Here is a 24,687-nt window from a genome sequence, read left to right as displayed (position 1 = left end):
TCGGTGATCACTCGAGCGATCGGAGCCGGTTCGCTCGTCCGCGACCTCGGCAACTGGCAGGATTCCGGGCAGTCGCATTCCCGTCGCTCCGCTCGCCCCGATCCCCGCCCTGCCTACCGGGCGCTCGCGGACAGCATCCGCCTGCTCGTGCACGACGGTCGCGTTCCACTCGGGGTCGCCCTGCCCAGCGAGCGGGAACTCGCCGCCGCGCTGTCGGTGAGCCGCACCACCGTCGCCTCCGCCTACGCGGCGCTGCGGGAAGAGGGCTATCTGCGCAGCCGCCAGGGCGCCCGCAGCACGGTCGCCGTGCCTGCTCGCCGGGGCTCCGAGAACACCGGGTCCCGGATGCCGATCGGTCCGGCGATCGATCTGAGCAATGCCTCGCTGCCCGCGCCGGCAGCGGAGATCGAGGCGGCGTATGCGGCGGCGCTGCGGTCGATGTCGACCTATCTCGACTCGCACGGCATGGAACCGATCGGGGTGTCGGTGCTGCGCGAGGTCATTGCCCGTCGCTACCGCGAGCGTGGACTGCCCACCTCGCCCGACCAGATCATGGTCACCTCCGGGGCGCAGCACGCGATGCGCCTGCTGCTCGGTGTGCTCGACGACCCCGGCGACCGGGTGGTCGTCGACCACCCCACCTATCCCAATGCGCTCGAAGCGATCCGCCGCTACGGCGCCCGCCCGGTGCCGGTTCCGGTGCGCCCGGAGAACGGCCCGCACGGCGGCTGGGATCTCGACGGTGTGGCCAGTGCCGTCCGGCAGACCGCGGCGCGCACCGCCTTCCTCGTCCCCGACTTCCACAATCCCACGGGCCTGTGCCTCGACGAGGACGGCCGCGCCGAACTGGCCCGCATCATGCGCGACACGCGGACCACGCTCGTCGTCGACGAGTCGATGGTCGATCTGTGGCTCGACGCCCCGCCGCCGCCTCCCGTCGCAGCCATGCCTGCCGGCGCGTCGGTGGTGACGGTCGGCTCGACGGCGAAATCGCTGTGGGGTGGCCTGCGGGTGGGATGGATCCGCGCCGACCGCGACACGATCGTCCGGCTGGCCGGAGCGCGGACCGCGGTCGATCTGGGCACGCCCGTCATGGAACAGCTCGCGGCCGCGCATCTGCTCTCCGACGTCGACGAACTGCTCGAACGTCGCCGCGCCGCGTTGAGGGAACGGCGTCGTGCGCTGTGCGACGCCCTGGATCGGCGGTTGCCCGACTGGGAGTACACGCCGGGTCAGGGCGGGATGTCGCTGTGGGCGCGGATGCCCGAACCGGTGTCGACCTCGCTGGCTGCGGCCGCGCCGTCCCACGGTGTGCTGCTCTCCGCCGGCCCGCGCTTCGGTGTGCAGGGCGCGTTCGAGCACTTCGTGCGCCTGCCGTACACGCAGGACGTCGAGGTCCTCGACGATGCCGTCGAGGCCATGGCCGCCGCCTACGACCAGGTGGCCTCCGGGCGCACACCCGACGAGGCGCGGCTCGTCGTCTGATTCTGTCCGTCAGGACATCTCGATGAGCTCGCGCAGCGCCGCCGACACCTCGCGGGGACGTTCGAGGGGGCCGCAATGCCCGCTGTCGAAGGTGCGCAGTTCGAGCAGGTTCGGCAGGCGCTCGGCGATCCACTCCGATCGGCCCGGCGGTGAGATTCGGTCGTGGCTGCCCGCGATCACCAGGGTGGGCGCGGTGATCGCGGAGGGGTCGACGGTGTCGATCATGTTCACCAGCAGCCGGCCGTAGCCGCCGCGACCGCGTGCCGAGGTGTGGCCGAGCATGCGGTCGACGTCCGCGGTGATCGTCGCGGCCGCACCCGTCCCGACGGCGACGCGGGAGAGCAGGTGCCTGCGCAGCGGCATCCGCTGGGGGAGCGGCATCCGTGCCAGCGGGACGACGGTCTGCGCGACGCGGCGCCGCACCTTCGTCAGGCTCTGCGGTCCGCGCAGGAACTGCACGTTGTCGAAGATTTCGCCCGGTGTGGTGTTGACCAGGCCCGCGGCCGACACCCGTGCGTCGACGTCGCGCGGATACCGCTCGGCCCAGGCCATCACGGCGATGCCGCCCATGGAGTGCCCGGCGACCACGACGGGCCGGCCGTCGGGTGCGGCCGCGCCCAGCACGGCGTGGAGATCGTCGGCGAGATGGTCCATCGTGTACGCCCGGGCAGGGGCGGCCTGGCTGCGTCCGTGACCGCGGTGATCGAAGGCGACCACCCGGTAGTCGCCGCTCAGGTCACGAATCTGGTTGCGCCAGAATCCGAGTTCGCACAGAATGCCGTGCGTCAGGACGATCGTCGGAGCGTCGGCGGGCCCGTAGGCCTCGGTGTGGATGCGGGTGCCGTCCTTGCTGCGGACGTCGAGCACCTCCGGGACACGCCCCGGGACCGCGGTACGCGCTCGTGCTCGTGCCGTGGCCGCCGATCGATGGATCGCGGCTCCCACCCCGTCACTCATGACGGTGTTGATAGCACACCGATCCCGGCGCGATCGGTGGCTTTCCCGCAGATGGGACGGGCCCGGAACCGTATCGGTGGAACACCGTTACGATCCCGGGCCCGGAACCGGGGGGATCAGACCCAGAGGGTGTCGATGTCGGTGGCCTCGGCCGCCGGACCGACCGGCTCGCCGGCAGGGGTGCGGGAGAAGCGCGGCGCCGGTGCGTGCTGCACGACGCCGTCGATCTCGATCAGCGACCCGCGTGCGACGAGATGCTCGTTCTTCTCCGCCTCGGCCCAGGTGAGGACCGGGGAGACGCAGGCATCGGTTCCGAGGAAGATCTCGGTCCACTCGTCGCGGGTCTTCGACAGGAACTTGTCGGTGAAGATCTTCTTCATCTCAGCCCAGCGGGAGGTGTCGAGCTGGTGCGGCAGGTCGGCCGGATCGAGCTCGAGGCCCTGCAGCAGCAGCGCGTAGAACTGCGGCTCGATGGACCCGACGGCCATGTACTTGCCGTCCTTGGTCTCGTAGACCTCGTAGAACGGGGCGCCGGTATCGAGCATGTTGACGCCGCGCTCGTCCGACCACGCGCCGCGACCGCGGAACGCCCACATCATGTGCGAGAGAGCGAGGGCGCCGTCGACCATCGCCGCGTCCACGACCTGGCCCTTGCCGGAGGTCTGACGCTCGACGAGGGCGGACAGGATGCCGAACACGAGGAACATCGACCCGCCACCGAAGTCGCCGACCATGTTCAGCGGCGGCACCGGGCGCTCACCCTGGCGGCCGATGGCGTGCAGGACGCCGGTCAGCGAGATGTAGTTGATGTCGTGGCCGGCCGCGTTGGCGAGCGGGCCCTCCTGGCCCCAGCCGGTCATGCGACCGTAGACGATGCGCGGGTTGCGCTCGAGGACCACATCCGGTCCGAGGCCGAGCCGTTCGGTGACGCCGGGACGGAAGCCCTCGATGAGGACGTCGGCGCGCTCGAGCAGGGTCAGGACCTTCTCGATGTCGGCGGGATCCTTGAGGTTGGCCTCGACGATGCGACGGTTGCGCTGAATCGGATCGCGCTGTCCCTCCTGCGGGATCTCGCCGGGGCGCTGCACGATGACGACATCGGCGCCGAGATCGGCGAGCAGCGTCGCGGCGTGCGGACCGGGACCGAGACCCTTGAACTCGACGACGCGGACACCCGCGAGCGGACCCTTCTTCTCAACAGCTTCAGCGGACACTCGACGAACCTCACTCCGATACGTAGGGACTGTCGAAACGGAGAGTACCTTAGCGAGCGTTCAGAATATGGTTCCGGTCACGCGGAGCGGATCACTCCTCGTACAGGTCCGCCTCGCTCAGCCCGGTCGCCTCGAAGGCCTCCGCGAGATCGGTGTGCCGGACGACGGTGACCACCTGGTCGTCGACCACCCGGAAGGCGATCGCCTCCTCACGAGGACCCGGATCGGACGCCCAGGTCGCCGTCTCCTCGACCACCACGACGCCCCGGTGGACGAACATGCGGCCCGGCTGCAGCGTGACGCCCGCCGTCGTCGCCCACTCGCGCAGCTCGTCGAGTCCTTGGTCGGGATCGTCGTCGGGGGTGGGCAGCACGATGTCGTCGCTCGACAACTGCACGAGGGTATCGATGTCGTTGCTGTTCACGGCGTCGTGCCAGGCCAGGACCGTGGCGATCTCCGAGGTGCTCATGATCGAGAGCCTAGTCGCCGGAACGCGGAGGTGGGGGCGTGAATCCGCCGAATCCGCTGTCGCGCTCGGGCGCTCCGGCGCACAGTGGACGTATGACGATCACCGGCCAACTCGTGAGCTTCATCCCGAGCACCGACCTCGACGTCTCGGAGATGTTCTACGTCGACACCCTGCGCTTCCGGAAGCTCTCCCGCGACCCCTTCGCACTCGTCCTCGACGGAGGCGACGGCGCGCCGATCCGGGTGACCCTCGTGCAGTCACGCGAGGAGACCGGCTACACCGTGCTGGGCTGGCGGGTATCCGATCTGGACGGCATCGTCGAACGACTGCGCGAGCACGGGGTGGAGTTCGTGCGCTACAACGGCATGGACCAGGACGACCACGATGCGTGGACCGCGCCCGACGGCATGCGGGTCGCATGGTTCCGCGACCCGCACGGCAACGTTCTGTCGTTGCTCGAACACCGCACCTGACGCGGCCTCAGCTCCCGAAGGCACCCCACAGGAAGCCTGCGAACAACACCGCGAAGCCACCCATCTCACCGACGATCAGTGCGGCCATCGCCAGGCCCGTCCCACGCACAGGATGCGCGAACTGATTCGTGGTGTCGCGCAGCGCGCCGTGCACGACATAGCTCGCGATCGCGCCGACGAAGAACACCACGATCACCGCGGCCGCGGCGAGGTTCACCGCGGTGGGCCACGCGCTGAGCTCGACGAACACCGCGACCAGCAGCGTCGCGAAGGAGTACATCAGCGCCGACCGGTGGGCGATGTCGACGTACGGGTGCGCGAGGTGGTCGTCGGACGTCGCCATCTGCCGGTACTTCCACACGCCGAGACCGAGCGCGAGGAGGAAGACCGCACCCGCGGCCGTCAATGTCAGTTCGGTGTCGACTCCCAGGACCATCGCGCCAGTATGGACGCATCACCTCAGCTGCAGCCGCTGGTGTTCCCACAGGACGGACACGCATGGCACGACCCGGCCCGCTGCATCTTCACTCCGCACTGCATGCAGTACGGCGCGTCCGGATTCGACGGCGACGGAGCGGCGAGACCACCCGGGGAGGACGTGCTCGCACCGCTCGTGTTGTGAGGCGCGGGCGTCGGTGGATCGGGCTCACGCACCGGCGGCGTGCTCGTGTACGGCGTGAGCGTCGGGGTGTCGGGCACCGAACGTTCGGCGACGGTGAGGATGCCCAGCTCCGCTCGCTCGTCGGGCTCGAGATAGTCGACCGCGAGTCGCCGGAAGATGTAGTCGAGGATCGACGTGGCGATCCGCAGATCCGGATCGTCGGTGATCCCGGCCGGTTCGAAGCGTGTACTCGTGAAGGCCCGGACGAAGGTGCGCAACGGAACCCCGTACTGCAGACCGTAACTGACCGACATCGAGAAGGCATCCATGATGCCGGCCAGTGTCGAGCCCTGCTTCGACACGCGCAGGAACATCTCGCCGGGGCGCCCGTCGTCGTACTCGCCGATCGTGAAGAAGCCCTTGCAATCGGCCACCCGGAACTCGAACGTCCGCGAATTACGGGTGCGCGGGAGTCGCTCACGACGAGGCGCCGCGGACGGAGCTGCCGCTTCTGCGACGGCAGGACGCGACGACGTCGACAACGGTTGTCCCAGTTTGCAGTTGTCACGGTAGATCGCGAGCGCCTTCACGCCGAGGCGCCACGCGTCGACGTACATGTCGGCGATGTCGTCGACGGTCGCGGACTCGGGCAGGTTCACCGTCTTGGAGATCGCACCCGACAGGAAGGGCTGTACCGCGGCCATCATCGCGACGTGGCCGCGCGGCGAGATGACGTTGTCGCCCATGGAGGTCGCGAACACCGGTGCGTGCTCGTCGCGCACGTGTGGCGCACCGGCGAGATCGTGGTGCAGATCGAGGTGCGCCACGATGTCGGCGACCTCCGACGGGCCGTAACCCAGACGCGACAGTGCGCGCGGCACACTGCGATTGACGATCGTGAGGCTGCCGCCGCCGACGAGCTTCTTGGTCTTCACCAACGCGAGATCCGGTTCGATCCCGGTGGTGTCGCAATCCATCGCGAGCCCGATCGTGCCGGTCGGCGCGAGCACACTGACCTGGCTGTTGCGCACGCCGTGGGCGGTGCCGTCGGTCACTGCGCGGTCCCACGCCTGTCGTGCCGCATCGAGCACGTCGGCCGGCGCGAGGTCGGCGTCGATGTCGTCGAGCGCACCGCGATGCTTGCCCAGCACGTCGAGCATCGGCGCGCGGTTCTCGTCGAACCCGTCGAACGGTCCGAGACGCCGTGCCATGTCCGCCGACACGGCGTAGGCGTGACCGGTCATCAGGGCGGTGATCGCCGCAGCCGTCGCGCGTCCGGCCTCGCTGTCGTAGGGCAGACCCGAAGCCATGAGCAGCGCACCGAGATTGGCGTAACCGAGCCCGAGCTGCCGGAACCGCCGCGACGTCTCACCGATCCGCTCGGTGGGGTAGTCGGCGCGGCCGACGAGGATCTCCTGCGCGGTGAGCATCACCGCCACGGCGTGACGGAAACCGTCGACGTCGAAGGTGCCGTCCTCGCGCAGGAAGGTGAGCAGATTCAGGCTCGCGAGGTTGCAGGCCGAATCGTCGAGATGCATGTACTCCGAGCAGGGATTCGACGCGTTGATCCGGCCGGTCGCCGAGGCGGTGTGCCAGGCATTGATCGTCGTGTCGTACTGGATGCCCGGGTCGGCGCACTCCCAGGTGGCGGCGGCGATGCGCTGCAACAACTCTCGCGCGCGGACCGTCCGGACCGTCTCGCCGGTCGTCACGGTACGCAGCGGCCACTCGGCGTCGGCCACCACCGCGTGCATGAACTCGTCGGTCACGCGCACCGAGTTGTTCGCGTTCTGGTACTGCACCGAATGGATGTCGGTGCCGTCGAGACCCATGTCGAAACCGGCCTCGGCGAGCACCCGCGCCTTGCGTTCCTCGATCGCCTTGCAGTCGACGAACTCCTCGATGTCGGGATGGTCGACGTCGAGGATCACCATCTTCGCGGCCCGCCGGGTCTTGCCGCCGGACTTGATGGTGCCGGCCGACGCGTCGGCGCCGCGCATGAAGCTCACCGGACCCGACGCGCTTCCGCCACCGGTCAGTGGTTCGGCCGACGAGCGGATCCGGGAGAGGTTCACCCCGGCACCCGACCCGCCCTTGAAGATCACCGCTTCCTGCCGGTACCACTCGAGGATCGAGTCGATGCTGTCGTCGACCGACAGGATGAAACACGCGCTGGCCTGCTGCGGAGTGTTCGGCACCCCGATGTTGAACCAGACGGGACTGTTGAACGAGGCCCGCTGGTGGATCAGCAGATAGGTCAGCTCGGCGGCGAACGCCTCCGGATCGTCGAGATGACCGTCGGTGTGCCCCCACGCCGTGATCGTGTCGACGATGCGCGCGATCACGTCGCGCAGCGAGTGCTCACGATCGGGATGCCCGAGCTGCCCGCGGAAGTACTTCTGCGTGACGATGTCGGTGGCGTTCTGCGACCAGAAGGCGGGGAACTCCACGTCCGTCTGCTCGAAGACGACACGGCCGGTGCCGTGATGGACGATCCGCGCGTCGCGTCGCTGCCACTCCACCGTCTCGGCGGGATCGACACCGGGCGTCGTGAAGTACCGGACGTCGCCGCGCACCGCGGGCGATGCGGCGTCCGATGCACTCTTCGGGCTGCTGTGAGGCCTGGTACTGCTCATCGCGTCCTCCCGGGGGCGTGGACCGGTGGCACATATAGTCCCACCATGCTGCCACTGCGTCCCGGTACTCCGCTGTCTTCCGCCCGCTCGACCCGCCCGGTGGCGCCGTGAGTGCCGGCGGCGAACTGCTCGTCGGGCTGGCGATCCTCGTGGGCCTGCTCGGGATCGTGCTGCCGATCCTGCCCGGCGTCCTGCTGATCTTCGGCGCGATCGCCGTGTGGGCGTTCTTCACGGGAGGCACCACCGCATGGATCGTGCTGGGCGTGGCGACGGTGGCGCTGCTGGTCACCGGCATCGTGAAGTACACCTGGCCCGGCAAGCGACTGCAGCAGGCCGGGGTGCCGAACCGCTCGTTGATCCTCGCCGGCCTGCTCGGCATCGTCGGATTCTTCGTCGTCCCCGTCGTCGGGCTGTTCCTGGGCTTCCTGCTCGGCATGTACCTGTCGGAGGTGCAGCGGCACCGCACCCACCGCGACGCGTGGATCTCGACGGTCGCGGCGACCAAGGCGGTCGCGTTGTCGATCCTCGTCGAACTGTTCGGTGGGCTCGTCGCGGCGTCGGTATGGCTGGGCGCCGTCCTGTTCACCTGAGCGCACCCGGAAAGCCGAGCAGACCCGGAATGCGAGGAGGGACCCATCCGTGCGGATGGATCCCTCCTCATTCGTACAGGTCAGGCGCTGATCACCTCGGACGCGGATCAGGCCTTGTGTGGCTCGCTGGCGCGGAACATGTCCTCGCGCTCGACGACCTTCACGCGCTCGCGGCCCTCGGCCTCGCCGAGGCTGCGCTCGTGCGCGTCGAGGCGGTACCAGCCCTGCCAGGTGGTGTACGGCAGCTGCTTGTCCTCGAGGAATTTCACGATCGCGTCCTCGGACGGATCCTCGGGGGTGTTCAGACGACCGGCGGCCCGGTCCTCGAGCAGATTCGCGACGGTCTCGTTCGCATCGCCCTTGGTGTGACCGATCAGGCCCACGGGACCGCGCTTGATCCAGCCGGTGACGTAGGTGTGCGGCATGAACCGGTCCGGGCCCTCGGCGGTCTCGTCGGCGAGCACCCGCCCGGCCTCGTTCGGCACGGTGCCGGCCTGCTCGTCGAAGGGCAGCTTGGCGATGTTCTGCGACAGGTAACCGACCGCGCGGTAGACCGCCTGGACCTCCCAGTCACGGAACGTGCCGGTGCCGCGCACGTTGCCGGTGCCGTCGAGCTCGGTGCGCTCGGTGCGCAGACCGACGACCTTGCCGTCCTCACCGAGGATCTCGTGCGGGGACTCGAAGAAGTGCAGGAACAGCTTGTGCGGGCGGTTGCCCACATCGCGGATCGCCCAGTCCTGCAGGGTGTTGGCGACCATGTCGACCTGCTTGGAGTTACGCCGCGCCTGCTCGGAGCCCTCGTCGTAGTCGATGTCCTCCGGGTCGACGATGACCTCGATGGTCGGGGAGTGGTCGAGTTCGCGCAGCTCGAGCGGCGTGAACTTGGCCTGCGCCGGACCGCGGCGCCCGAAGACGTGCACCTCGACGGCCTTGTTGTTCTTCAGGCCCTCGTAGACGTTCGGCGGGATCTCCGTCGGCAGCAGCTCGTCGCCGGTCTTGGCGAGCACCCGGGCGACGTCGAGCGCGACATTGCCGACACCGAGGACGGCGACCTTCTCGGCCTCGAGCGGCCAGCTGCGCGGCACGTCGGGGTGCCCGTCGTACCAGGACACGAAGTCGGCGGCACCGTAGCTGCCGTCGAGGTCGATGCCGGGGATGTTCAGCGCGCGGTCCGCGTTCGCGCCGGTCGAGAAGATCACCGCATCGTAGAAACGCTGCAGGTCGTCGAGGTTGAAGTCGCTGCCGTAGTCGAGATTGCCGAGCAGGCGGATCTGCGGCTTGTCGAGCACCTTGTGCAGGGCGGTGATGATGCCCTTGATGCGCGGGTGGTCGGGCGCGACACCGTAGCGGATCAGACCGAACGGCGCCGGCATGCGCTCGAACAGGTCGATGCTGACCCCGGGATCCTGCGCAGTGTCGGACTTCATGAGTGCGTCGGCGGCGTAGATACCGGCAGGGCCGGCACCGACGATCGCGACGCGAAGGGGACGAGTCTGATCGGTCATCAGGGGATCAACTACCTCTTCGGTGTGCGGACGGACATATCCAGCTTAAATTAAGGCTGCCCTCAGTGGGCTCGGCGCAGGTCGCGCGGGGATGACGGCGAAGGAGGATGAATCGAGCCGTCGAGCGAATCGCTTCAGCGACAACACATGTGGGCACCCATACGACACAGGTCGACGGCGAGGCGTCGAACGAGCTGCGTGGTGGCCATGCCACAATTCCTACCTCGAGAGGGTTTTTAGGGCAAATGCGGCCGTGACGAGCCGCGACCTTGCGCCCATTAGGATCGGGCGCATGGCCAAGCGCGGAGCCCCCGAACCCGAACCCGATCCCGGCCCGGATCCCGACGGTCCCACCAGTAGCAGCATAGGGCCTTTCCTCGGAGCCCTCGCCGTCCTGGTGGTTCTCGTCCTCGTCGTCTTCGGTGCACAGCTCTTCTCCCCGGCGGGCGACGACCTCACCGAGGACGAGATGGTCCGTCGTGCCGTCACCGACTACGTCTCCGCGCACAACGAGAACGACGGACCGATCCTCGACCGGCTGCGCTGCAGCGATCTGCCCGCCGAAGAAGCGCCGCTCGCGGACGTCGAGGGACGGGTGGAGCTGCAGGCCACGCAGAACATTGCCGTGGACGGCGATCGGGCCACCGTCGACGTCCGGACCGGCCTCGACGGGGAGACGCAAACCGAGACGTGGCAGGTCGTCCGCATCGACGACGTGTGGCGGATCTGCCGGTTCTGACGCGTCGCCGCGCGTATACGAAGCGGTGCCCGCGTGTACGTCACAGCCCGACCTGTGAAAACATGTCCGGGTGAGCTACGCAGGTGATATAACGCCGCAGCAGGCATGGGACCTGCTGCAAGGTGATCCGGATGCCGTGCTCGTCGATGTGCGTACCGAAGCCGAGTGGAAATACGTCGGGGTCCCCGAGACCTCGTCGCTCGGTCGCCGGACCGTGTTCGTCGAGTGGGTTCGTTACCCCGACGGCGCCCCCAACCCGAGCTTCGTCGAGGACCTGAGGGCAGCGGGTATCGGCGGCGGACCGGTGATCTTCCTGTGTCGCTCGGGGCAGCGCTCCATCGGAGCGGCCACGGCCGCCACCGCTGCGGGCCTGACCCCCGCCTACAACGTTCTCGAAGGATTCGAAGGCGCTCTCGACGGCGAAGGCCATCGCGGTGCCGAGGGCTGGCGGGCCGCGGGCCTGCCGTGGAGGCAGTCGTGAGTTCCATCCCCCAGGGCGGCGCGTTCGACAAGGCACTGCCCGACACCGTTCGCCCCGCCACGCTCGGCGTGCGCGGCGGCCTGCTCCGATCCGGCTTCGAGGAGACCTCCGAGGCGCTCTACCTCAACTCCGGGTTCGTCTACGAGTCGGCCGAGGCCGCCGAAGCCGCCTTCACCGGCGACGTCGACCACTTCGTCTACTCCCGCTACGGCAATCCCACGGTGAAGATGTTCGAGGAGCGCTTGCGCCTGCTCGACGGTGCCGGGGGTGCCTACGCCACCGCGTCCGGCATGTCCGCGGTGTTCACCGCGCTCGCCGCGCTGCTCGGCAAGGGCGACCGCCTCGTCGCGGCACGCAGCCTCTTCGGTTCGTGCTTCGTCGTGTGCAACGAGATCCTGCCTCGCTGGGGTGTCGAGACGGTGTTCGTCGACGGCGAGGACCTCGACCAGTGGGAGAAGGCGCTGTCGGTGCCCACCACGGCGGTCTTCTTCGAGACCCCGTCGAACCCGATGCAGACCCTCGTCGACGTGCGACGCGTCTCCGAGATGGCGCACGCGGCGGGCGCGAAGGTGGTGCTGGACAACGTCTTCGCCACCCCGCTGCTGCAGCGCAGCATCGATCTCGGTGCCGACATCGTCGTCTACTCGGGCACCAAGCACATCGACGGCCAAGGCCGCGTGCTCGGCGGAGCGATCCTCGGTCCCGAGGACTACATCGACGGGCCCGTGCAGCAGCTCATCCGCCACACCGGGCCGTCGTTGAGCCCGTTCAACGCGTGGACGCTGCTCAAGGGCCTCGAGACCATGCCGGTGCGGTTGCGCGCCTCCGTCGATTCGGCGCTGCGCATCGCGCAGTTCCTCGAAACGCAGGATGCCGTGCGCTGGGTCAAGTACCCGTACCTCGAATCGCACCCCCAGTACGAACTCGCGAAGTCGCAGATGAGCGGCGGCGGCACGATCATCACGTTCGAGCTCGACGCCCCCGAGGGCGAGGGCAAGAAGCGTGCCTTCGAACTGCTGAACAAGCTGCGCATCGTCGACATCTCCAACAATCTCGGCGACTCCAAGTCGCTCATCACCCACCCGGCGACCACCACCCACCGGGCGATGGGACCGGAGGGCCGGGCCGCGATCGGTCTGTCCGACGGTGTGGTGCGACTGTCCGTGGGCCTCGAGGATCCCGAGGACCTGCTCGAGGATCTCCAGCAGGCGCTGTCCTGACCTGGGACGCCGTGAGCTACGCTGCGGGTGTCCTGCCGATCCGGTAGGGCACCCGCTGCGTTTTCGGTGAAGCCGGTGAGAATCCGGCGCTGTCCCGCAACTGTGAGCCCGACTTCCGGGTGAGCCAGGTCAGCCGGCGCGGAGGGTCCGTACGTACTGGTCCTCGGACGAAGGACGGTGACGTGCCGCAACCGCACCGTTGCAGCCGTACTGTTTTCGTCCTCCGAACAACGGAGGATGGCTGTGCCCCTCGACAATCACCGACGGCTGCTCGCCGCCGGACTGACCGCCTTCGCGCTCCTCGCCGCAGGATGCTCGAGCAGCGACGATTCGTCACCGTCCGGTGACACCGACACCACCTCCGCGGACGTCCCCCAGGCCATCGTGTCGTTGAGCCCCACCAGCACGGAGATGCTCTACGCCGTCGGTGCCGGTGATCAGGTCGTCGCGGTCGACGACCGGTCCGATTACCCGACCGACGCGCCCGTCACCGACCTGTCGGGGTACACCCCGAACGTCGAGGCGATCCTCGGATACGAACCCGACCTCGTCGTCGCCAACGCCGACACCGCTGATCTCGTCGCCGGGCTCGAGCAGGCCGGTGTCGAGACGCTGATCCTTCCGGCGGCCGAGAACCTCGACGACACCTACGCCCAGATCGAGCAGCTGGGAGCCGTCACCGGACACGTCGGCGACGCCGCCGAGCTCGTCGCGCAGATGAAGACGGACATCGACGAGATCCTTGCCGGGCTCCCCGAGCGGGAGACCCCGCTCACCTACTACCACGAGCTCGACAACACCTTCTACTCCGTCACCGACGACACCTACATCGGCGAGATCTTCTCGATGCTGGGTCTGACCTCGATCGCGACAGGCGACAACGGTTACCCGCAGTTGTCCGCCGAGTACGTCCTCGAACAGAACCCCGACGTGATCTTCCTGGCCGACGGACAGTGCTGTGGCGTCACGCCCGAGATCGTCGCGGAGCGAGCCGGATGGGGCGAGCTCACCGCCGTCCGGGACGGCCATGTCTACGTCCTCGACGAGGACATCGCGAGTCGCTGGGGGCCGCGCGTCGTGGACCTGATGCGTGAGGTCGCTCGGATCGTCAGCGCCATCCCCGCGGCCCAGCCCACGCCTTGATCTCCCTGTCGCGAGGCAACACCCGCGCACTGCCACCCGGTGGTGCGCGGGTACTGCAGCGCAACGTGCTCGTGCTCACCGGCGCGGTGCTCGCCCTGTTCGCCGCGATGCTGGTCGGGATCCTCGTCGGGCCCGCCGGTCTCACCCCGGGCGGGGTGCTGCTCGACATCGCCGACCGCCTGCCGCTCGTCGACGTCGACTCCGGCTTGAGCACTCGCCAGCAGGCGATCCTGTGGAACATCCGGATGCCGCGCGTCGTGCTCGGGGTGCTGGTCGGTGCGATGCTGGCCATCGCCGGTGCGGCCTACCAGGGGGTCTTCCGCAATCCGCTCGCCGACCCCTATCTCCTCGGGGTCTCCAGCGGCGCCGGTCTCGGTGCCACCCTCGCCATCGTCGTGGGCGGCGCCGCCGGCTTCGCAGGCGTTCCGATCGCGGCTTTCGCCGGGGGGCTGCTCGCCGTCGGCGCGACGTACTCGCTCGGCCGCACCGTCGGTGGCAGCCGCTCGGAAGTCGTCATCATCCTCGCCGGTGTCGCCGTCGCGGCCTTCGCCAACGCGATCCAGACGTTCTTCATGCAGCTGCACGACGACACCCTGCGGCAGGTGTACTCGTGGATGCTCGGCCGCCTGTCCACCGACGGCTGGTCCGACGTCGTCGTGGTCCTGCCGTACGTCGTGGTCACCGTCGCAATCATCGCGCTGCATCGGCGCACACTCGATGTCATGGCCGTCGGCGACGTCGAAGCCGCGAGCCTCGGGATCAACCCGGCGCGCGTGCGACTGCTGCTCGTGTGCGTCGCGACCCTCGGGACTGCCGCGGTGGTCTCGGCCAGCGGCCTCATCGGGTTCGTCGGCATCGTCGTTCCGCATGCGGTCCGGCTGCTCGTCGGACCGGGCCACCGTCTCCTGCTGCCGCTGTCGCTGCTGGTGGGTGCGTCCTTCCTCGTCCTCGCGGACGTCCTGGCCCGCACCGTCATGTCGCCCGCCGAACTGCCGATCGGTGTCGTCACCGCGGCGATCGGGGCGCCCTTCTTCCTCGTCGTGCTCAGACGGAGCCGAGGTGTCCGATGAAAAGCGATGTTCTCACCACCCCGACCATGACGGTCTCGTGCCGGCAACTCAGCGCCGAGCGCGGTGGCGTCGAGGTGCTGCACGGGGTCGACCTGAACGTCACCGCGGGATCGTGGGTGTCGCTGGTCGGACCCAACGGGTCGGGCAAGACCACTCTTCTCCACGTCCTCGCCGGGCTCGTGCCGGCCACCGGTCACCTGCAGGTCGCCGACATCGCGCCGGGGCGTGCCGGACGTCGGGACATGGCACGCGCGGTGGCGCTGATGCCGCAACGCCCGGTGGTGCCGGAAGGCGTGACCGTCCGGGAACTGATCCACCTCGGCCGCACCCCGCACATCCCGCGCTTCGGTTCCGAGACCGCACACGACCGCGAGGTGGTGGACCGCGTCGTCGAACGGCTCGAGCTCGAAGCGTTCGCTCCGCGCCTCGCGACCGAACTGTCCGGCGGTGAGCTGCAGCGCGTCGTGCTGGCACGCGCTCTCGCCCAGCAACCGCGGGTGCTGCTTCTCGACGAACCCACGAGCGCACTCGACATCGGGCACCAGCAGCAGGTACTCGAACTCGTCGACTCGATGCGCACCGAAGGCGACCTCACCGTCATCGCCGCGATGCACGATCTGACCTCCGCCGCGCAGTACGGGGAACGGCTCGTGCTCCTCGATCGCGGGCACGTCGTCGCCGACGGAGCCCCCGATGACGTGCTCACCGCCGACCGCATCGCACAGGTCTACGGCGCCCGCGTCGAGATCCTCGACCGCCCGGCGGGTCGCGCCGTACTCCCGCTCCGCGACAGCACGAAGGACTGCTGATGGAGGTCGTACTCCTGGGGACCGGTGCGGCGGACGGGTGGCCGAATCCGTTCTGCACGTGCGCATCCTGTGCGGACGCCGCGCGTCGCGGTGAGATCCGCGGACAGACCGCGGCACTCGTCGACGACGTGCTGATGCTCGACTGCGGTCCCGAGGCGCCCCGCGCGGCCGTGCGGCACGGCAGGTCGCTGGCGAAGGTGCGGCACATCCTCCTGACGCACGCCCACGCCGACCACCTCGGCCCGCAGGCGCTGTTGTTCCGATCATGGGTCGCCGCCGGTGTCGAACTCGACGTGATCGGTCCGGCCGACGCGCTCGACACCTGCCGACCGTGGGTGGGGCCGGACGACCCGGTGCGTTTCGTGCCGGTCGAAGTGGGGGACGCGCTCACCGTCGGCGACTACGCGGTGCGCGTTCTTCCCGCGCAGCACATGGTGTTCCGCGACGGAGATGCGGTGCTGTACGACGTGACGGGTCCCGGCGGGTCGCGGTTGCTGTGGGCGTGCGACACCGGGATGTGGCCCACCGAGTGGTTCGAGACCGTGCGCGACGCCCGGTTCGACGCGGTCTTCCTCGAGGAGACCTTCGGCGACCGTTCCGAACTGTCCGAAGGCCACCTCGGCCTCCCGGGATTCGGGGCGATGGTGGATGGTCTGCGCGGTGTCGGTGCCGTCACCGAGAACACCGACGTGGTCGCGGTGCATCTGGGCCACCACAATCCGACCATCGACGAACTGCGGAATCGGCTGCAGCAGTTGAACGCTCGTCCGGGCCGTGACGGTGAGGTGGTCCACGTGGGTGAAGAAGCTCCGCTCGTGCCGCGTCGGACATTGGTACTCGGGGGAGTGCGGTCGGGCAAGTCGCGGCACGCCGAGGAACTGCTCGCGTCGTATCCGTCCGTCACCTACGTCGCCACCGGCGGGACGCGCGAGGGCGACACCGAGTGGGCGGAACGCGTTGCGCTGCACCGGGAGAGGCGACCGGACTCGTGGTCGACGATCGAGACCTCGGACGTGGCGAAGGTGCTGCGGGACGCCGACGAACCTCTGCTCGTCGACTGTCTCGGAACCTGGCTCACGGCGCGACTCGACCTCCATGACGTATGGAACACAGGCAATTCCGCTGCGGTCGACGCCGACATCGACGACCTCCTCGATGCGTGGCGGCAGGCGAAGGTTCCCGTGGTCGCCGTCAGCAACGAGGTGGGCAGCGGTGTGGTGCCGGCGAGCGCGTCGGGGCGGTTGTTCCGCGACATGCTGGGTCGGCTCAACGCGCGGGTTGCCGAGGCCAGTGAGTCGGCGATTCTTGTAGTGGCCGGAATTCCCATTTCTCTGAAGTCGAATTAATTCCTGTGCTTTCTCGTAACACATAATTCCAGCGATGGAATTATTGTCTTCAATGTCCGTTTAGGGACTTCTGTTTCAGGTAGTCGGTCGATCGCCCTGAATTGGACGATTGTCCAGGTTCTGCGGGTGAAACCATGGGTGAATCTTCAACTACTGTGTGTGATCTGGGGAAACGTTAAAGAAGACCGTCCAGGATGATCTGTGTCACAGATCTTGAGTTTGACTACCTGCCGGTAACATACTTCCGAGTAAGTCCGATCCAACGGACGGAAAACAAACCAGCAATAACCCGCAGAACCCCACTCGATCGAAATTCGATATTCGGTCGTGCGGTAGCCCCATGCCTGATTCGGGGAGGGCCAAGGGCCGGGGGGCGACAAGCGACACGAGCGGGCACGCAGATTGCCCAGAGGAGTGAGTCATGACGATCGACAACGCCGACAACAAGGCACAGAAGCGTCGCAAGGTCCGCGCGATCCTGGCCTCCGGCCTCGTTCTCGGCGTGGGTGCGGCAGTGACCCTCGCTGCGTGGAACGACTCTGTGTGGGGTAAGGCCGAGTTCGGTACCGGCGCCAACAGCTGGAACGTGCAAGGCAACTTCACCGGGGCCTCGGACGGCTGGAACGAGTTCGTCACTGCGAACGCCGCTGGATCCTTCAACTTCGGCGTGAATGCATCCGCTCTCGTGCCCGGCGACACCGTCTACGCGAAGGTGGGTCTGCGGGTGGTGTCCGAAAGTCTCGGTGCGAACATCACCATGCCGGCTGCACAGAATGCGACGAATGCAGCGCTCGCTGGCGTGCTCGACCTGAAGGTCGCCTCCATCGCAGGCTCGTCGACCGCGTGCGATGCAGCAGCGGTGAACGGCACCACCCGCACAAGTGGAAAAGTCGGCAGCGCCGCAATCACCGCCCCGATCGCCATACCCGCCAAGAACGAGCACTGGCTCTGCTTCGCCGTGACCTTGCCCGCCGGAACCACCCCCGGCCAGCTCGGTACCGCGAACGAAGGAAAGTACTCGACGTCGGTGAACTGGGAGTTCAAGGCTGCGAGCACGGAACCCGCGAACCCGACCCCGTGATGCAAATCGACTCGTCGACTCGACCGTCCGGTGTCGAGTCGACGAGTCCCGTCTCCTTCTCCTTACAGAAACGGCCGAAACTGTGCACGTCCTCCACGAACCGACGAAGCCTCGCCGCTCGCTGTGGTCCCGAGTCGAGAACGCTCTCCTCAACCTGCTCGCAGCAGGAGGAGTTGTGTGCATCGGGCTCGTGACCGCCGCGTTTGCCTTCGACATCTCGTTGATCCTGTTCAAGACGGGCTCGATGTCTCCGACGATTCCCCAAGGCTCCATGTCTGTCGTGCAACGCATCTCGGCGGACGAGATCGCGGTGGGCGACATCGTCACCGTCGATCGCGAGGAGGGAGAGCTGCCGGTGACCCACCGCGTCATCGCGGTTCACCCGCAGCGGGCGGGCGAGGCGCTCATCGAGATGCAGGGCGACGCAAACCCCAACCCCGACCCGGGTCCGTATCGTGTGACCGAGGTACGGAAGGTCCTGTGGTCGGTCCCGGGTGCTGCCGCGGTGATCGTGTGGTTCTCCGACCCCTGGGTGCTGGGAGGTCTGACGCTTGCCGCCGCGGCACTCGTGCTGTGGGCATTCTGGCCGCGGGAGTCCGAGGACGACGGCCGGCAGGCCGGCCGTGAACCCGACGACGTGAGACGCGGTCGACGATGAACAGCAAGTCGCTGCGCGCGCTCGTCGCTTTGGTCGGTGTACTCGGAGTCATCGGTCTGCTCGCTTCCAATTCGGGCTTCGCGGGTCAGACTCTTGCGAACTGGAACGATCGGGTCTCCGGGTCGGCGAAGTTCGACGTTCCCGGCGCTTATGGAAAGGGATACGCCCGTGCCGTGGCTGCCAAGTACTCCATGTCCCGCCCGGTCGGATCGAGTGTGCGCAGCGGACTGGCAACCACCCGTGAACCGGGGCAGGCGCCGGCCTACGCCGATGTGCGATTCGGCAACCAGAACAGCGTCGGCGGCACGCTTGGTCTCCTGTTGCCGGTGGAGATCGAAGGTGCATCGTGTGCGGTCTACGCGAGCTTGGTTACTGTCCCATGCACGAATGGCCAAAGCACCGGATCCTCGGTCGTCTTCGCGGCTGCCGCAGCCAGAGGCCTACTCGTGGAGACGACCTCCGGCGGCATCGACCTCGCGCGATTCGGCTCGGCGGACGTGGTTTCGACAACTGCATCTTGTCCGATCGGGGGTCCACCGGTGGCAGGCGGAATCAACTCGATCTTCGGCGGTGTCGTGCTGGCCGGAATGGGAAATACCGAAAAGCTTCCCTTTCCGTCCGATCCAGGCCCGAACAACTCCAAATCCACCCGTCAGACCCGAAGCGGCTTCGGCTACGACTACGATGCGCAGTTGACCTGGACGAAGACTCAGACTTCTACGAGCGCGTCGTCAGAGCTTCGCCTCGCGATGACAAGTACCGGAAAAATCTCGCACGACGAGAAGTGGGAACTGGACATGGTCCTCGCGTATGCGGAATGTGGTATCGGAACCGATGCGCCGATTCGCTGGGCAGAAGTGAAGCCGTCGATCTCCGCGCTGGCAGCAATGATGACGACGCAGCAGGACGCTCCGTCGTGCGTGGCCGATTTGAACGATGAGCAACCGGACAAAGAACCTCTCGCCGAGGGTCGCGTGGTCGCCGAGATCCAGGCCAGTGACGACGAACCTGCATCTGGACCACAATCTGCCGCATGCGGCGGCGACGAGAGCCTGCAGTCTCCGATCGATTCACTGTTCGACGAAGGTGTCGTCGGTGAGGCCGAGAAGCAACCCGTGACCTCTGGTGACAAGACCGTCGACCCGGATCGGACGAAAATCGACACGGACGGCGATCTCGACGAACGTCGCGAGAACGGTAGTGCTACAGAGCCGGACTCGACTTCGCCTGTCGAGACAGTCGAGATCATTCCGTCGCTCGAAGACAACGGAACCGAAAGGGATGTAGACGCCACCCCGTGGCCGGGTCGTGGCGATGGGGACGTCACAGCCGGGGCTGGTACGTCGACGCCCGATGACGAACCACTCGAGAATGATCCCGCTGTAGCACCAATTCCGACGCTATCCCTGGCACCCACCCCGAGCGGACCTACCATCCCGACGCGCGCCGGAATGTCGTCTCCGTTCTCGATCGTCACGACGGACGATCACGACCTGGGGAGCGTAACCGTGGAACGCATATCGAGGACTCCCGGATGCGTCGCTGTGCGGTTGAGTGTGACGACTTCGGACGGTTCGGACCATCTGAAGGGGTTGCGCGCGTCCGACTTCCGGGAAGTCCTCGCCGACGGTGGCACGGCGTCGGTCGGCTCGCCGAGCGGGGAGTGCGATGCAGGCGCGTCGCTACCGGCGACATTCGATCCTGCGAGTACCTACTCGGGCTGGGTTACCTTCGACGTGACGAACGATGGAACCGCCGTGATGTTGCGGCCGGACGGAACAGCGGGATGGATCTTCTCGCTACCTGCGCCGGAAACCCGACCGGAGCCCGTCGTCACCACCACACCGCCAGTCCCGGACGACAGCGCGGAGATGACCGAGTCGGAATCCGAACCGGCGACCACGGAGGAGGATTACTCGTCGACCGTCGATGAGTAACGCTCAGACCTGCGATCTTCGCATCAGCCTTCCGATTCGTCGTCGGCCGGCTCGCCCACAGGAGCATCGTCGCTCGGGGAGGTCGGCGCAAGTTCGGCCGGCGTCTCCTCGGGAACCGGTGCAGGAGCAGGTCCGTCGGTGGGTGAAGGAACAGGCGCGGGCGGCGCAGCCGGGACCGGATCGACCACTGCACTCTTCACCCACGAGCCCGACGCCTTACTGATCACCCATGCCCCCGAACTCCCGGTGATGCGTAGCTCATCCGAATCGGCCGCCCAGGTGATTGCGTCACTCGCCGAGGCGCTCGTGCGGTACTCCTCGCCACCCATCGCAGCAGTGATGACCGCATACGTTCCGGCTTCGGATCGGACGAGACGAGCGAAGTACAGGCCGGATGGTGAGCGGAGAGCGGAGGCAACTTCCGTTTCTGCGGTTCCGGTCGGTGACGCGGAAGAGCTGGGACTCCCCTCGGTGGTCGTCGGACCGAGGGGAGTCGATGTCCCCGCACTTGCGGTCGGGGAGGGCGTCGATGTCGTGGTGGAAGCAGAGGATTGCGGCAATGAGCGTGCTCCCATCGTGGGTGCCGAGCAGGTGAGTCCCGTTGTAGACGTAGTGTTGAGCCTGTATGCCACGAAACCCGTGGAATACGAACCTCCTTGGAGGGATCGGATCTCGGCGTCAGCGGTATTCGCGGTGATGAGCGCGGTGTCGAGGTTGGTCCGGGCGATCCCGACGGTGACGGGTTGCCCGGCGGTCGTCGGTGTGGTGGTTACCGTGGTGGTGTAAGCGATATTGCCGTCCGACGGATTGCGAACGGTGACCTGGTAAGTGACACCCGTGCCGATGTGAGGCCATGTCAATGTTGCTGCGGCGGCGCTCCCTGTGCCGTTCGTGGAACACGCAACAGAAGCAGGTGGCGCAACATAAGCCGGGGTCCCGTCACGTTCTCCGCTCGGACTGCAGTTGAGGTCCTGGTTGTGGCTGATCACAGAGGCAGGCTGGGATACGAGGCGGCCCCTCCACGCTGCCGATACCATCCCTCCCGGCAACATCGTGTGTACTTCCGCGTTGTACTGCCAGATGACGCTGCGGCGAGGAAGACCTGTGCCGAACAGGTCGTATGAGATGGTGCCGCCTGTCGCGGCGGTGACATCGGTGATGTCTACGGTGCGCCAGACGCGACCGTCCAGATCTCGCAGGATGATCCGGTACCGATAGGGCGACCCGAGATGCGTCCAGGTCAAAGTGACCGGGTCGGACTGATCGAGAATGATCTTGCTGGTGCAACCGACAGTCCCTGCAACTCGCGGTACGTACTCGGCCTTCGACGCGAACGCACCACTGCGCGCGGTCGCGCTGTCGGTGAACGCCGCGTAGGTCCCGGGCGTATGTGCGAGGCCGACGGCGGAGACAGCAATCAGGACGACCAGAGGAGTTGCGGGGGTGCGAATGCTGCCGAGCAGTGGCGCATCAGGACGCACCGCAATCCGGATGAGCGCGGCCGCGAGAATTGCCAGCATTATCAGTCCGGGCACGGTTCGAAGCCACGCGGCGACGTAACCGAGTCCGTCGACATGGAAGAGCACGCGTTCGGCCGAGCTCACTCCGTAACTTCGAGGATCCGGCTCAGGGTTTGCGTCCCCCTGTAACCGGAGGAGCGCTGTATTTCCGGCGAAGGACTCGACGTCCACGATTCGGTGGGTGATACGGCTGCCTTGGTCGTTGATCACGCTCACCACGTCACCGATGCGCAACTCCGACGCCGGCAAGGTTCGCGCGATCGCAAGGGAACCGGAAGGAATCGCGGGCGACATGGAGCCCGATCGAAAGATCAGGGGGGTCAGGCCGAACAGAACCGACGCAACCGTCGCGAGGATGCATAGACCGCCGATCACGGCGCCGACCGTGAGCACGGCATTCCGCCATCGACGTGGTGGCGGTTCGTCGCGGACATGTACGAACATTGCCACCTCACACGGTCGTTTGTGCGGCGAAAGTGAACACCAGGGCCGGCACGCTCTGATTCTGAGTCGTGAGCGGCGTCGTAGTGGGGAGCGTGACGACCACGCACAAGGTCTCCGTACCGGTGGACGCAGCGAGCGGACGGGGTGACGTGACAATGGGCGCGGAGCTCCCCGCCGCGAGAGTCGTCTGCCCTATCTGGGAGCCGGTGCACGACCCTGTGCGCAGACCCCCGGTGGTGGCATTCGATGGGGTTCCGCCGCTGAAGGCTCGGAGCTGAAGGTTGTTCGCGAGCGCGGGACTTCCCGCAGGGGTCGTGACATTCACCGTGTAGGTGACATCCATCGTCGATCGAGTGTTCTGGACCTGCAGGCTCGCAGCCTGGCTTTCACCGGGCAACATTCCCGTCATACTCAGAGCCGAGAACGTGAAGGACTTCGTGTCGTTCGCGCGGAGATCGATCGTGCCGGTGCTGAAAGTACCCGTGGCCACTGCAGAATTCGCCCACGCGGCAAACGTTCCCGCCGTGCCGAGGGCAAGGATCGTTCCAAGCGTGAGCAGAGCGCGCACCCGGACCGTGAAGAACGAATGTGTGCTTCGTCGGCACGCTGCGATGCGATCGACGACGTCATCGCGTTGCATCGTCCACTCCACCCGCTCGCGCTGTTGCCTTCTCTCGCCTGCTGTCACGGATCCCACCTGCGAACAGGATCGCGGCGTAGCCGAACAGTGCGATCGCAACGATTCCGACGGTCCACGAACGTTGCTGTCCCGTCAGCCAGTTGTTCACGTAGCCGAGATAGGGGATCGAATACCAGACACGTCCTCGAATCTGTTCGTAGAGGACGGGTTTCTCGTCGGGAACGTTGTTGGCGTCGCCTTGGGTGATGTAGGTGCGCCCTCCCTTCGCGGATTGCGTGGATGCGATGATCCGGTGTGTCACCACGGTGGGATCACCCGACCTCAACTGGTATGTCACAGGCATTCCGATCGCGAGCTCGTCGGATTCGACATGCTTTACGACGATGAGCGTGCCTGGCGGGTAGGTGGGGTCCATCGATCCGGTCAGCACGGTGAAGCGTTCGCCCCCGGCGACGGCAGGGATCAGGATGGTCACTGTCAGTAGACCTAGCATGGCGAACAGCAGGGCCCAGGTGAACATGGAGCCGATCCACCACAGTGGTCCTGTGTTCTCGTCCTTGTCCTGGGAATCGGTCATAGTTGTTGCTCCACTCGGAATTCGAGCGCCAGTGTCGTCGATCGTCCTTGTTCTGCTGCGGTCCCGACGGTCGCCCGAAGGCACCACACCTCGGTGGTGCCCGGCGCAGCCGACCGTCCGTCGCCCGGTGCAGGGAAGACGGTCCAAGGCCCCCCGGTGGTCGCGGTCGGCGCACCGACCGGTGCACCCGACGATGTCGGACATGCGTCGACCGACCGAACGATCCAAGCCGTCACCGCAATCGGCAGCTGGGCCGAACTCTGTCGCACCGCCTGCAGGCGATAGCGCGCTTCGGCGTCACCCTGGACACTGACCGTCAACGGTTGTTGCACCACGGACCCCTGCGCCAGGTTGGTACCACCGAAGTTCGACCACGAGTAGTCCTGGGAACCCTGGGCCAGAATGGTCAGGCTTCCCGAGGTGATCGTCCCGCCCCTGAACTGTGTGCTGTCGCGCCACAGTGCGCCGGTCTGCTGCGTGGACCAGACGGTCAGCAGCAGAACCGACGCGACTGCGGCGATCCAGATCGATCCCCGCTTCATGTCCTCACGCGGGAGCGGGGTTCGTGTTTTGTTGCAGATTCAGGCTCAGGTTGCCCAGATCCACGGTCTGACCTTGCCCGGTCGTCCCCGACGTGGCCGGGTCGAACGCGATGGTGACGTCGACCGAGATCGGCTGGGCAGCACCACTGTTTGCAGTGACCTGAATGCCGTCACTGCCACCGGTGAACGATTGGCCGGCGTACTCGCCGTCGATGGTGGTGGTGAGCGCATTTCGGAGATCGGCGCTGCCCGTCACATCGTTCAGATTCGCCGTGAGTGTCGCCTCCAGGTTGTCGCCCTCGGCGGTGAGTGTCGAGTCGCAGGTGTAGCGGACCGTGTCACCCGGAACGATCCGGAACGACGAGATGTCGGCGATCGCTGTGCCGCCGTTCCCGACATCGGTCCATGTGCCGCCACCGGCGCACTGAACCGCCCCGGGCTTAGTGCACACTGCGGTTACCTGTGTGCGGCCGACTGGTCGGCACCGAGAGCAGCGTAATACGCAGTCTCGAACTCGAGCGGCGGGACCCGACCCAGACGGTGCATCAGC

General features: G+C 67.0%; 24 protein-coding genes and 1 riboswitch. Of the genes, 13 read left to right on the top strand and 11 right to left on the bottom strand.

The annotated features are described in order from the left end of the window. The first annotated feature begins 3 nt into the window (after positions 1 to 3). Positions 4 to 1,485 carry a MocR-like transcription factor YczR gene (gene yczR / locus ACWPOC_RS21640; protein ID WP_120280185.1) on the top strand — a complete coding sequence of 494 codons (1,482 nt, stop codon included), beginning with the start codon at positions 4 to 6 and terminating at the stop codon, positions 1,483 to 1,485. Positions 1,486 to 1,494: 9 nt separating this feature from the next. Here the strand turns inward: yczR and ACWPOC_RS21635 are convergent, their stop codons facing one another. The 3 genes from ACWPOC_RS21635 to ACWPOC_RS21625 all read right to left on the bottom strand — a co-directional run bounded on the left by ACWPOC_RS21635 (position 1,495) and on the right by ACWPOC_RS21625 (position 4,125). After that, complete coding sequence (locus ACWPOC_RS21635) at positions 1,495 to 2,442, bottom strand: alpha/beta fold hydrolase (RefSeq protein WP_229579515.1); 948 nt, start codon at positions 2,440 to 2,442, stop codon at positions 1,495 to 1,497. A gap of 116 nt (positions 2,443 to 2,558) precedes the next feature. Further along, on the bottom strand, positions 2,559 to 3,656 hold the full coding sequence (locus tag ACWPOC_RS21630; RefSeq protein WP_088899374.1) for a CaiB/BaiF CoA transferase family protein: 1,098 nt from the start codon (positions 3,654 to 3,656) through the stop codon (positions 2,559 to 2,561). 91 nt (positions 3,657 to 3,747) lie between these two features. Continuing rightward, positions 3,748 to 4,125: a nuclear transport factor 2 family protein gene (locus ACWPOC_RS21625; RefSeq protein WP_059384530.1), complete on the bottom strand. Its 378-nt coding sequence runs from the start codon at positions 4,123 to 4,125 to the stop codon at positions 3,748 to 3,750. Positions 4,126 to 4,217: 92 nt separating this feature from the next. Here ACWPOC_RS21625 and ACWPOC_RS21620 point away from each other — a divergent pair, with 92 nt between their 5' ends. Next, entirely contained in the window at positions 4,218 to 4,598 is a 381-nt protein-coding gene (locus tag ACWPOC_RS21620) for a VOC family protein (RefSeq protein WP_060650850.1), read from the top strand. 7 nt (positions 4,599 to 4,605) lie between these two features. Here the strand turns inward: ACWPOC_RS21620 and ACWPOC_RS21615 are convergent, their stop codons facing one another. After that, positions 4,606 to 5,034 (bottom strand): hypothetical protein, encoded by a 429-nt coding sequence (locus ACWPOC_RS21615; protein ID WP_120280183.1) that lies wholly within the window; start codon positions 5,032 to 5,034, stop codon positions 4,606 to 4,608. 23 nt (positions 5,035 to 5,057) lie between these two features. After that, positions 5,058 to 7,835 carry a vitamin B12-dependent ribonucleotide reductase gene (locus tag ACWPOC_RS21610; protein ID WP_455409303.1) on the bottom strand — a complete coding sequence of 926 codons (2,778 nt, stop codon included), beginning with the start codon at positions 7,833 to 7,835 and terminating at the stop codon, positions 5,058 to 5,060. 107 nt (positions 7,836 to 7,942) lie between these two features. Between ACWPOC_RS21610 and ACWPOC_RS21605 the strand changes: the two genes are divergently transcribed. Next, the gene (locus ACWPOC_RS21605) at positions 7,943 to 8,425 is read left to right on the top strand and encodes a DUF456 domain-containing protein (protein WP_455409302.1); all 483 of its coding nucleotides are present in this window, start codon (positions 7,943 to 7,945) and stop codon (positions 8,423 to 8,425) included. A gap of 107 nt (positions 8,426 to 8,532) precedes the next feature. Here ACWPOC_RS21605 and ACWPOC_RS21600 read toward each other — a convergent pair whose 3' ends face one another. Then, positions 8,533 to 9,930, bottom strand: a complete 1,398-nt coding sequence (locus ACWPOC_RS21600) for an FAD-dependent oxidoreductase (RefSeq protein WP_120280180.1) — start codon at positions 9,928 to 9,930, stop codon at positions 8,533 to 8,535. 292 nt (positions 9,931 to 10,222) lie between these two features. Here ACWPOC_RS21600 and ACWPOC_RS21595 point away from each other — a divergent pair, with 292 nt between their 5' ends. The 10 genes from ACWPOC_RS21595 to ACWPOC_RS21550 all read left to right on the top strand — a co-directional run bounded on the left by ACWPOC_RS21595 (position 10,223) and on the right by ACWPOC_RS21550 (position 20,414). Further along, positions 10,223 to 10,669, top strand: a complete 447-nt coding sequence (locus ACWPOC_RS21595) for an Rv0361 family membrane protein (RefSeq protein WP_006552930.1) — start codon at positions 10,223 to 10,225, stop codon at positions 10,667 to 10,669. A gap of 70 nt (positions 10,670 to 10,739) precedes the next feature. After that, the gene (locus ACWPOC_RS21590; protein ID WP_172415055.1) at positions 10,740 to 11,150 is read left to right on the top strand and encodes a rhodanese-like domain-containing protein; all 411 of its coding nucleotides are present in this window, start codon (positions 10,740 to 10,742) and stop codon (positions 11,148 to 11,150) included. Then, positions 11,147 to 12,370: an O-succinylhomoserine sulfhydrylase gene (locus ACWPOC_RS21585; RefSeq protein ID WP_085469169.1), complete on the top strand. Its 1,224-nt coding sequence runs from the start codon at positions 11,147 to 11,149 to the stop codon at positions 12,368 to 12,370. The genes ACWPOC_RS21590 and ACWPOC_RS21585 overlap by 4 nt, the downstream gene beginning before the upstream one ends. Before the next feature lie 40 nt (positions 12,371 to 12,410). Continuing rightward, a riboswitch (cobalamin riboswitch) is annotated at positions 12,411 to 12,526 on the top strand. 81 nt (positions 12,527 to 12,607) lie between these two features. Then, positions 12,608 to 13,513 (top strand): ABC transporter substrate-binding protein, encoded by a 906-nt coding sequence (locus ACWPOC_RS21580; RefSeq protein WP_183070554.1) that lies wholly within the window; start codon positions 12,608 to 12,610, stop codon positions 13,511 to 13,513. 107 nt (positions 13,514 to 13,620) lie between these two features. Further along, complete coding sequence (locus ACWPOC_RS21575) at positions 13,621 to 14,583, top strand: FecCD family ABC transporter permease (protein WP_225623838.1); 963 nt, start codon at positions 13,621 to 13,623, stop codon at positions 14,581 to 14,583. Further along, the gene (locus tag ACWPOC_RS21570; protein ID WP_106201393.1) at positions 14,580 to 15,392 is read left to right on the top strand and encodes an ABC transporter ATP-binding protein; all 813 of its coding nucleotides are present in this window, start codon (positions 14,580 to 14,582) and stop codon (positions 15,390 to 15,392) included. The genes ACWPOC_RS21575 and ACWPOC_RS21570 overlap by 4 nt, the downstream gene beginning before the upstream one ends. Continuing rightward, positions 15,392 to 16,738, top strand: coding sequence for a bifunctional adenosylcobinamide kinase/adenosylcobinamide-phosphate guanylyltransferase (cobU, locus tag ACWPOC_RS21565; protein ID WP_120280179.1), 1,347 nt, complete (start codon positions 15,392 to 15,394; stop codon positions 16,736 to 16,738). The genes ACWPOC_RS21570 and cobU overlap by 1 nt, the downstream gene beginning before the upstream one ends. 421 nt (positions 16,739 to 17,159) lie before the next feature. After that, complete coding sequence (locus ACWPOC_RS21560; protein ID WP_120280178.1) at positions 17,160 to 17,819, top strand: SipW-dependent-type signal peptide-containing protein; 660 nt, start codon at positions 17,160 to 17,162, stop codon at positions 17,817 to 17,819. Positions 17,820 to 17,901: 82 nt separating this feature from the next. After that, the gene (locus ACWPOC_RS21555) at positions 17,902 to 18,477 is read left to right on the top strand and encodes a signal peptidase I (RefSeq protein WP_120280177.1); all 576 of its coding nucleotides are present in this window, start codon (positions 17,902 to 17,904) and stop codon (positions 18,475 to 18,477) included. After that, positions 18,474 to 20,414: a hypothetical protein gene (locus ACWPOC_RS21550; protein ID WP_120280176.1), complete on the top strand. Its 1,941-nt coding sequence runs from the start codon at positions 18,474 to 18,476 to the stop codon at positions 20,412 to 20,414. Before ACWPOC_RS21555 ends, ACWPOC_RS21550 begins: the two co-directional genes overlap by 4 nt. Before the next feature lie 23 nt (positions 20,415 to 20,437). Here the strand turns inward: ACWPOC_RS21550 and ACWPOC_RS21545 are convergent, their stop codons facing one another. From ACWPOC_RS21545 to ACWPOC_RS21525, 5 genes are all read right to left on the bottom strand, one after another. Continuing rightward, the gene (locus tag ACWPOC_RS21545) at positions 20,438 to 22,327 is read right to left on the bottom strand and encodes a S24/S26 family peptidase (protein WP_147414365.1); all 1,890 of its coding nucleotides are present in this window, start codon (positions 22,325 to 22,327) and stop codon (positions 20,438 to 20,440) included. Positions 22,328 to 22,385: 58 nt separating this feature from the next. Beyond that, positions 22,386 to 23,018, bottom strand: coding sequence for a TasA family protein (locus ACWPOC_RS21540; RefSeq protein WP_455409301.1), 633 nt, complete (start codon positions 23,016 to 23,018; stop codon positions 22,386 to 22,388). Continuing rightward, positions 23,005 to 23,595 carry a signal peptidase I gene (locus tag ACWPOC_RS21535; RefSeq protein ID WP_120280173.1) on the bottom strand — a complete coding sequence of 197 codons (591 nt, stop codon included), beginning with the start codon at positions 23,593 to 23,595 and terminating at the stop codon, positions 23,005 to 23,007. The genes ACWPOC_RS21540 and ACWPOC_RS21535 overlap by 14 nt, the downstream gene beginning before the upstream one ends. After that, complete coding sequence (locus ACWPOC_RS21530; protein WP_120280172.1) at positions 23,592 to 24,137, bottom strand: hypothetical protein; 546 nt, start codon at positions 24,135 to 24,137, stop codon at positions 23,592 to 23,594. Before ACWPOC_RS21530 ends, ACWPOC_RS21535 begins: the two co-directional genes overlap by 4 nt. A 4-nt stretch (positions 24,138 to 24,141) precedes the next feature. Next, the coding region (locus ACWPOC_RS21525; protein ID WP_455409300.1) for an alternate-type signal peptide domain-containing protein at positions 24,142 to 24,687 on the bottom strand (546 nt) is incomplete at its 5' end.

This window comes from Rhodococcus sp. 5G237, assembly GCF_053764735.1.
The sequence above is the reverse complement of the archived record's forward strand: the minus strand, read 5'-3'. Positions and strand labels throughout refer to the sequence as shown.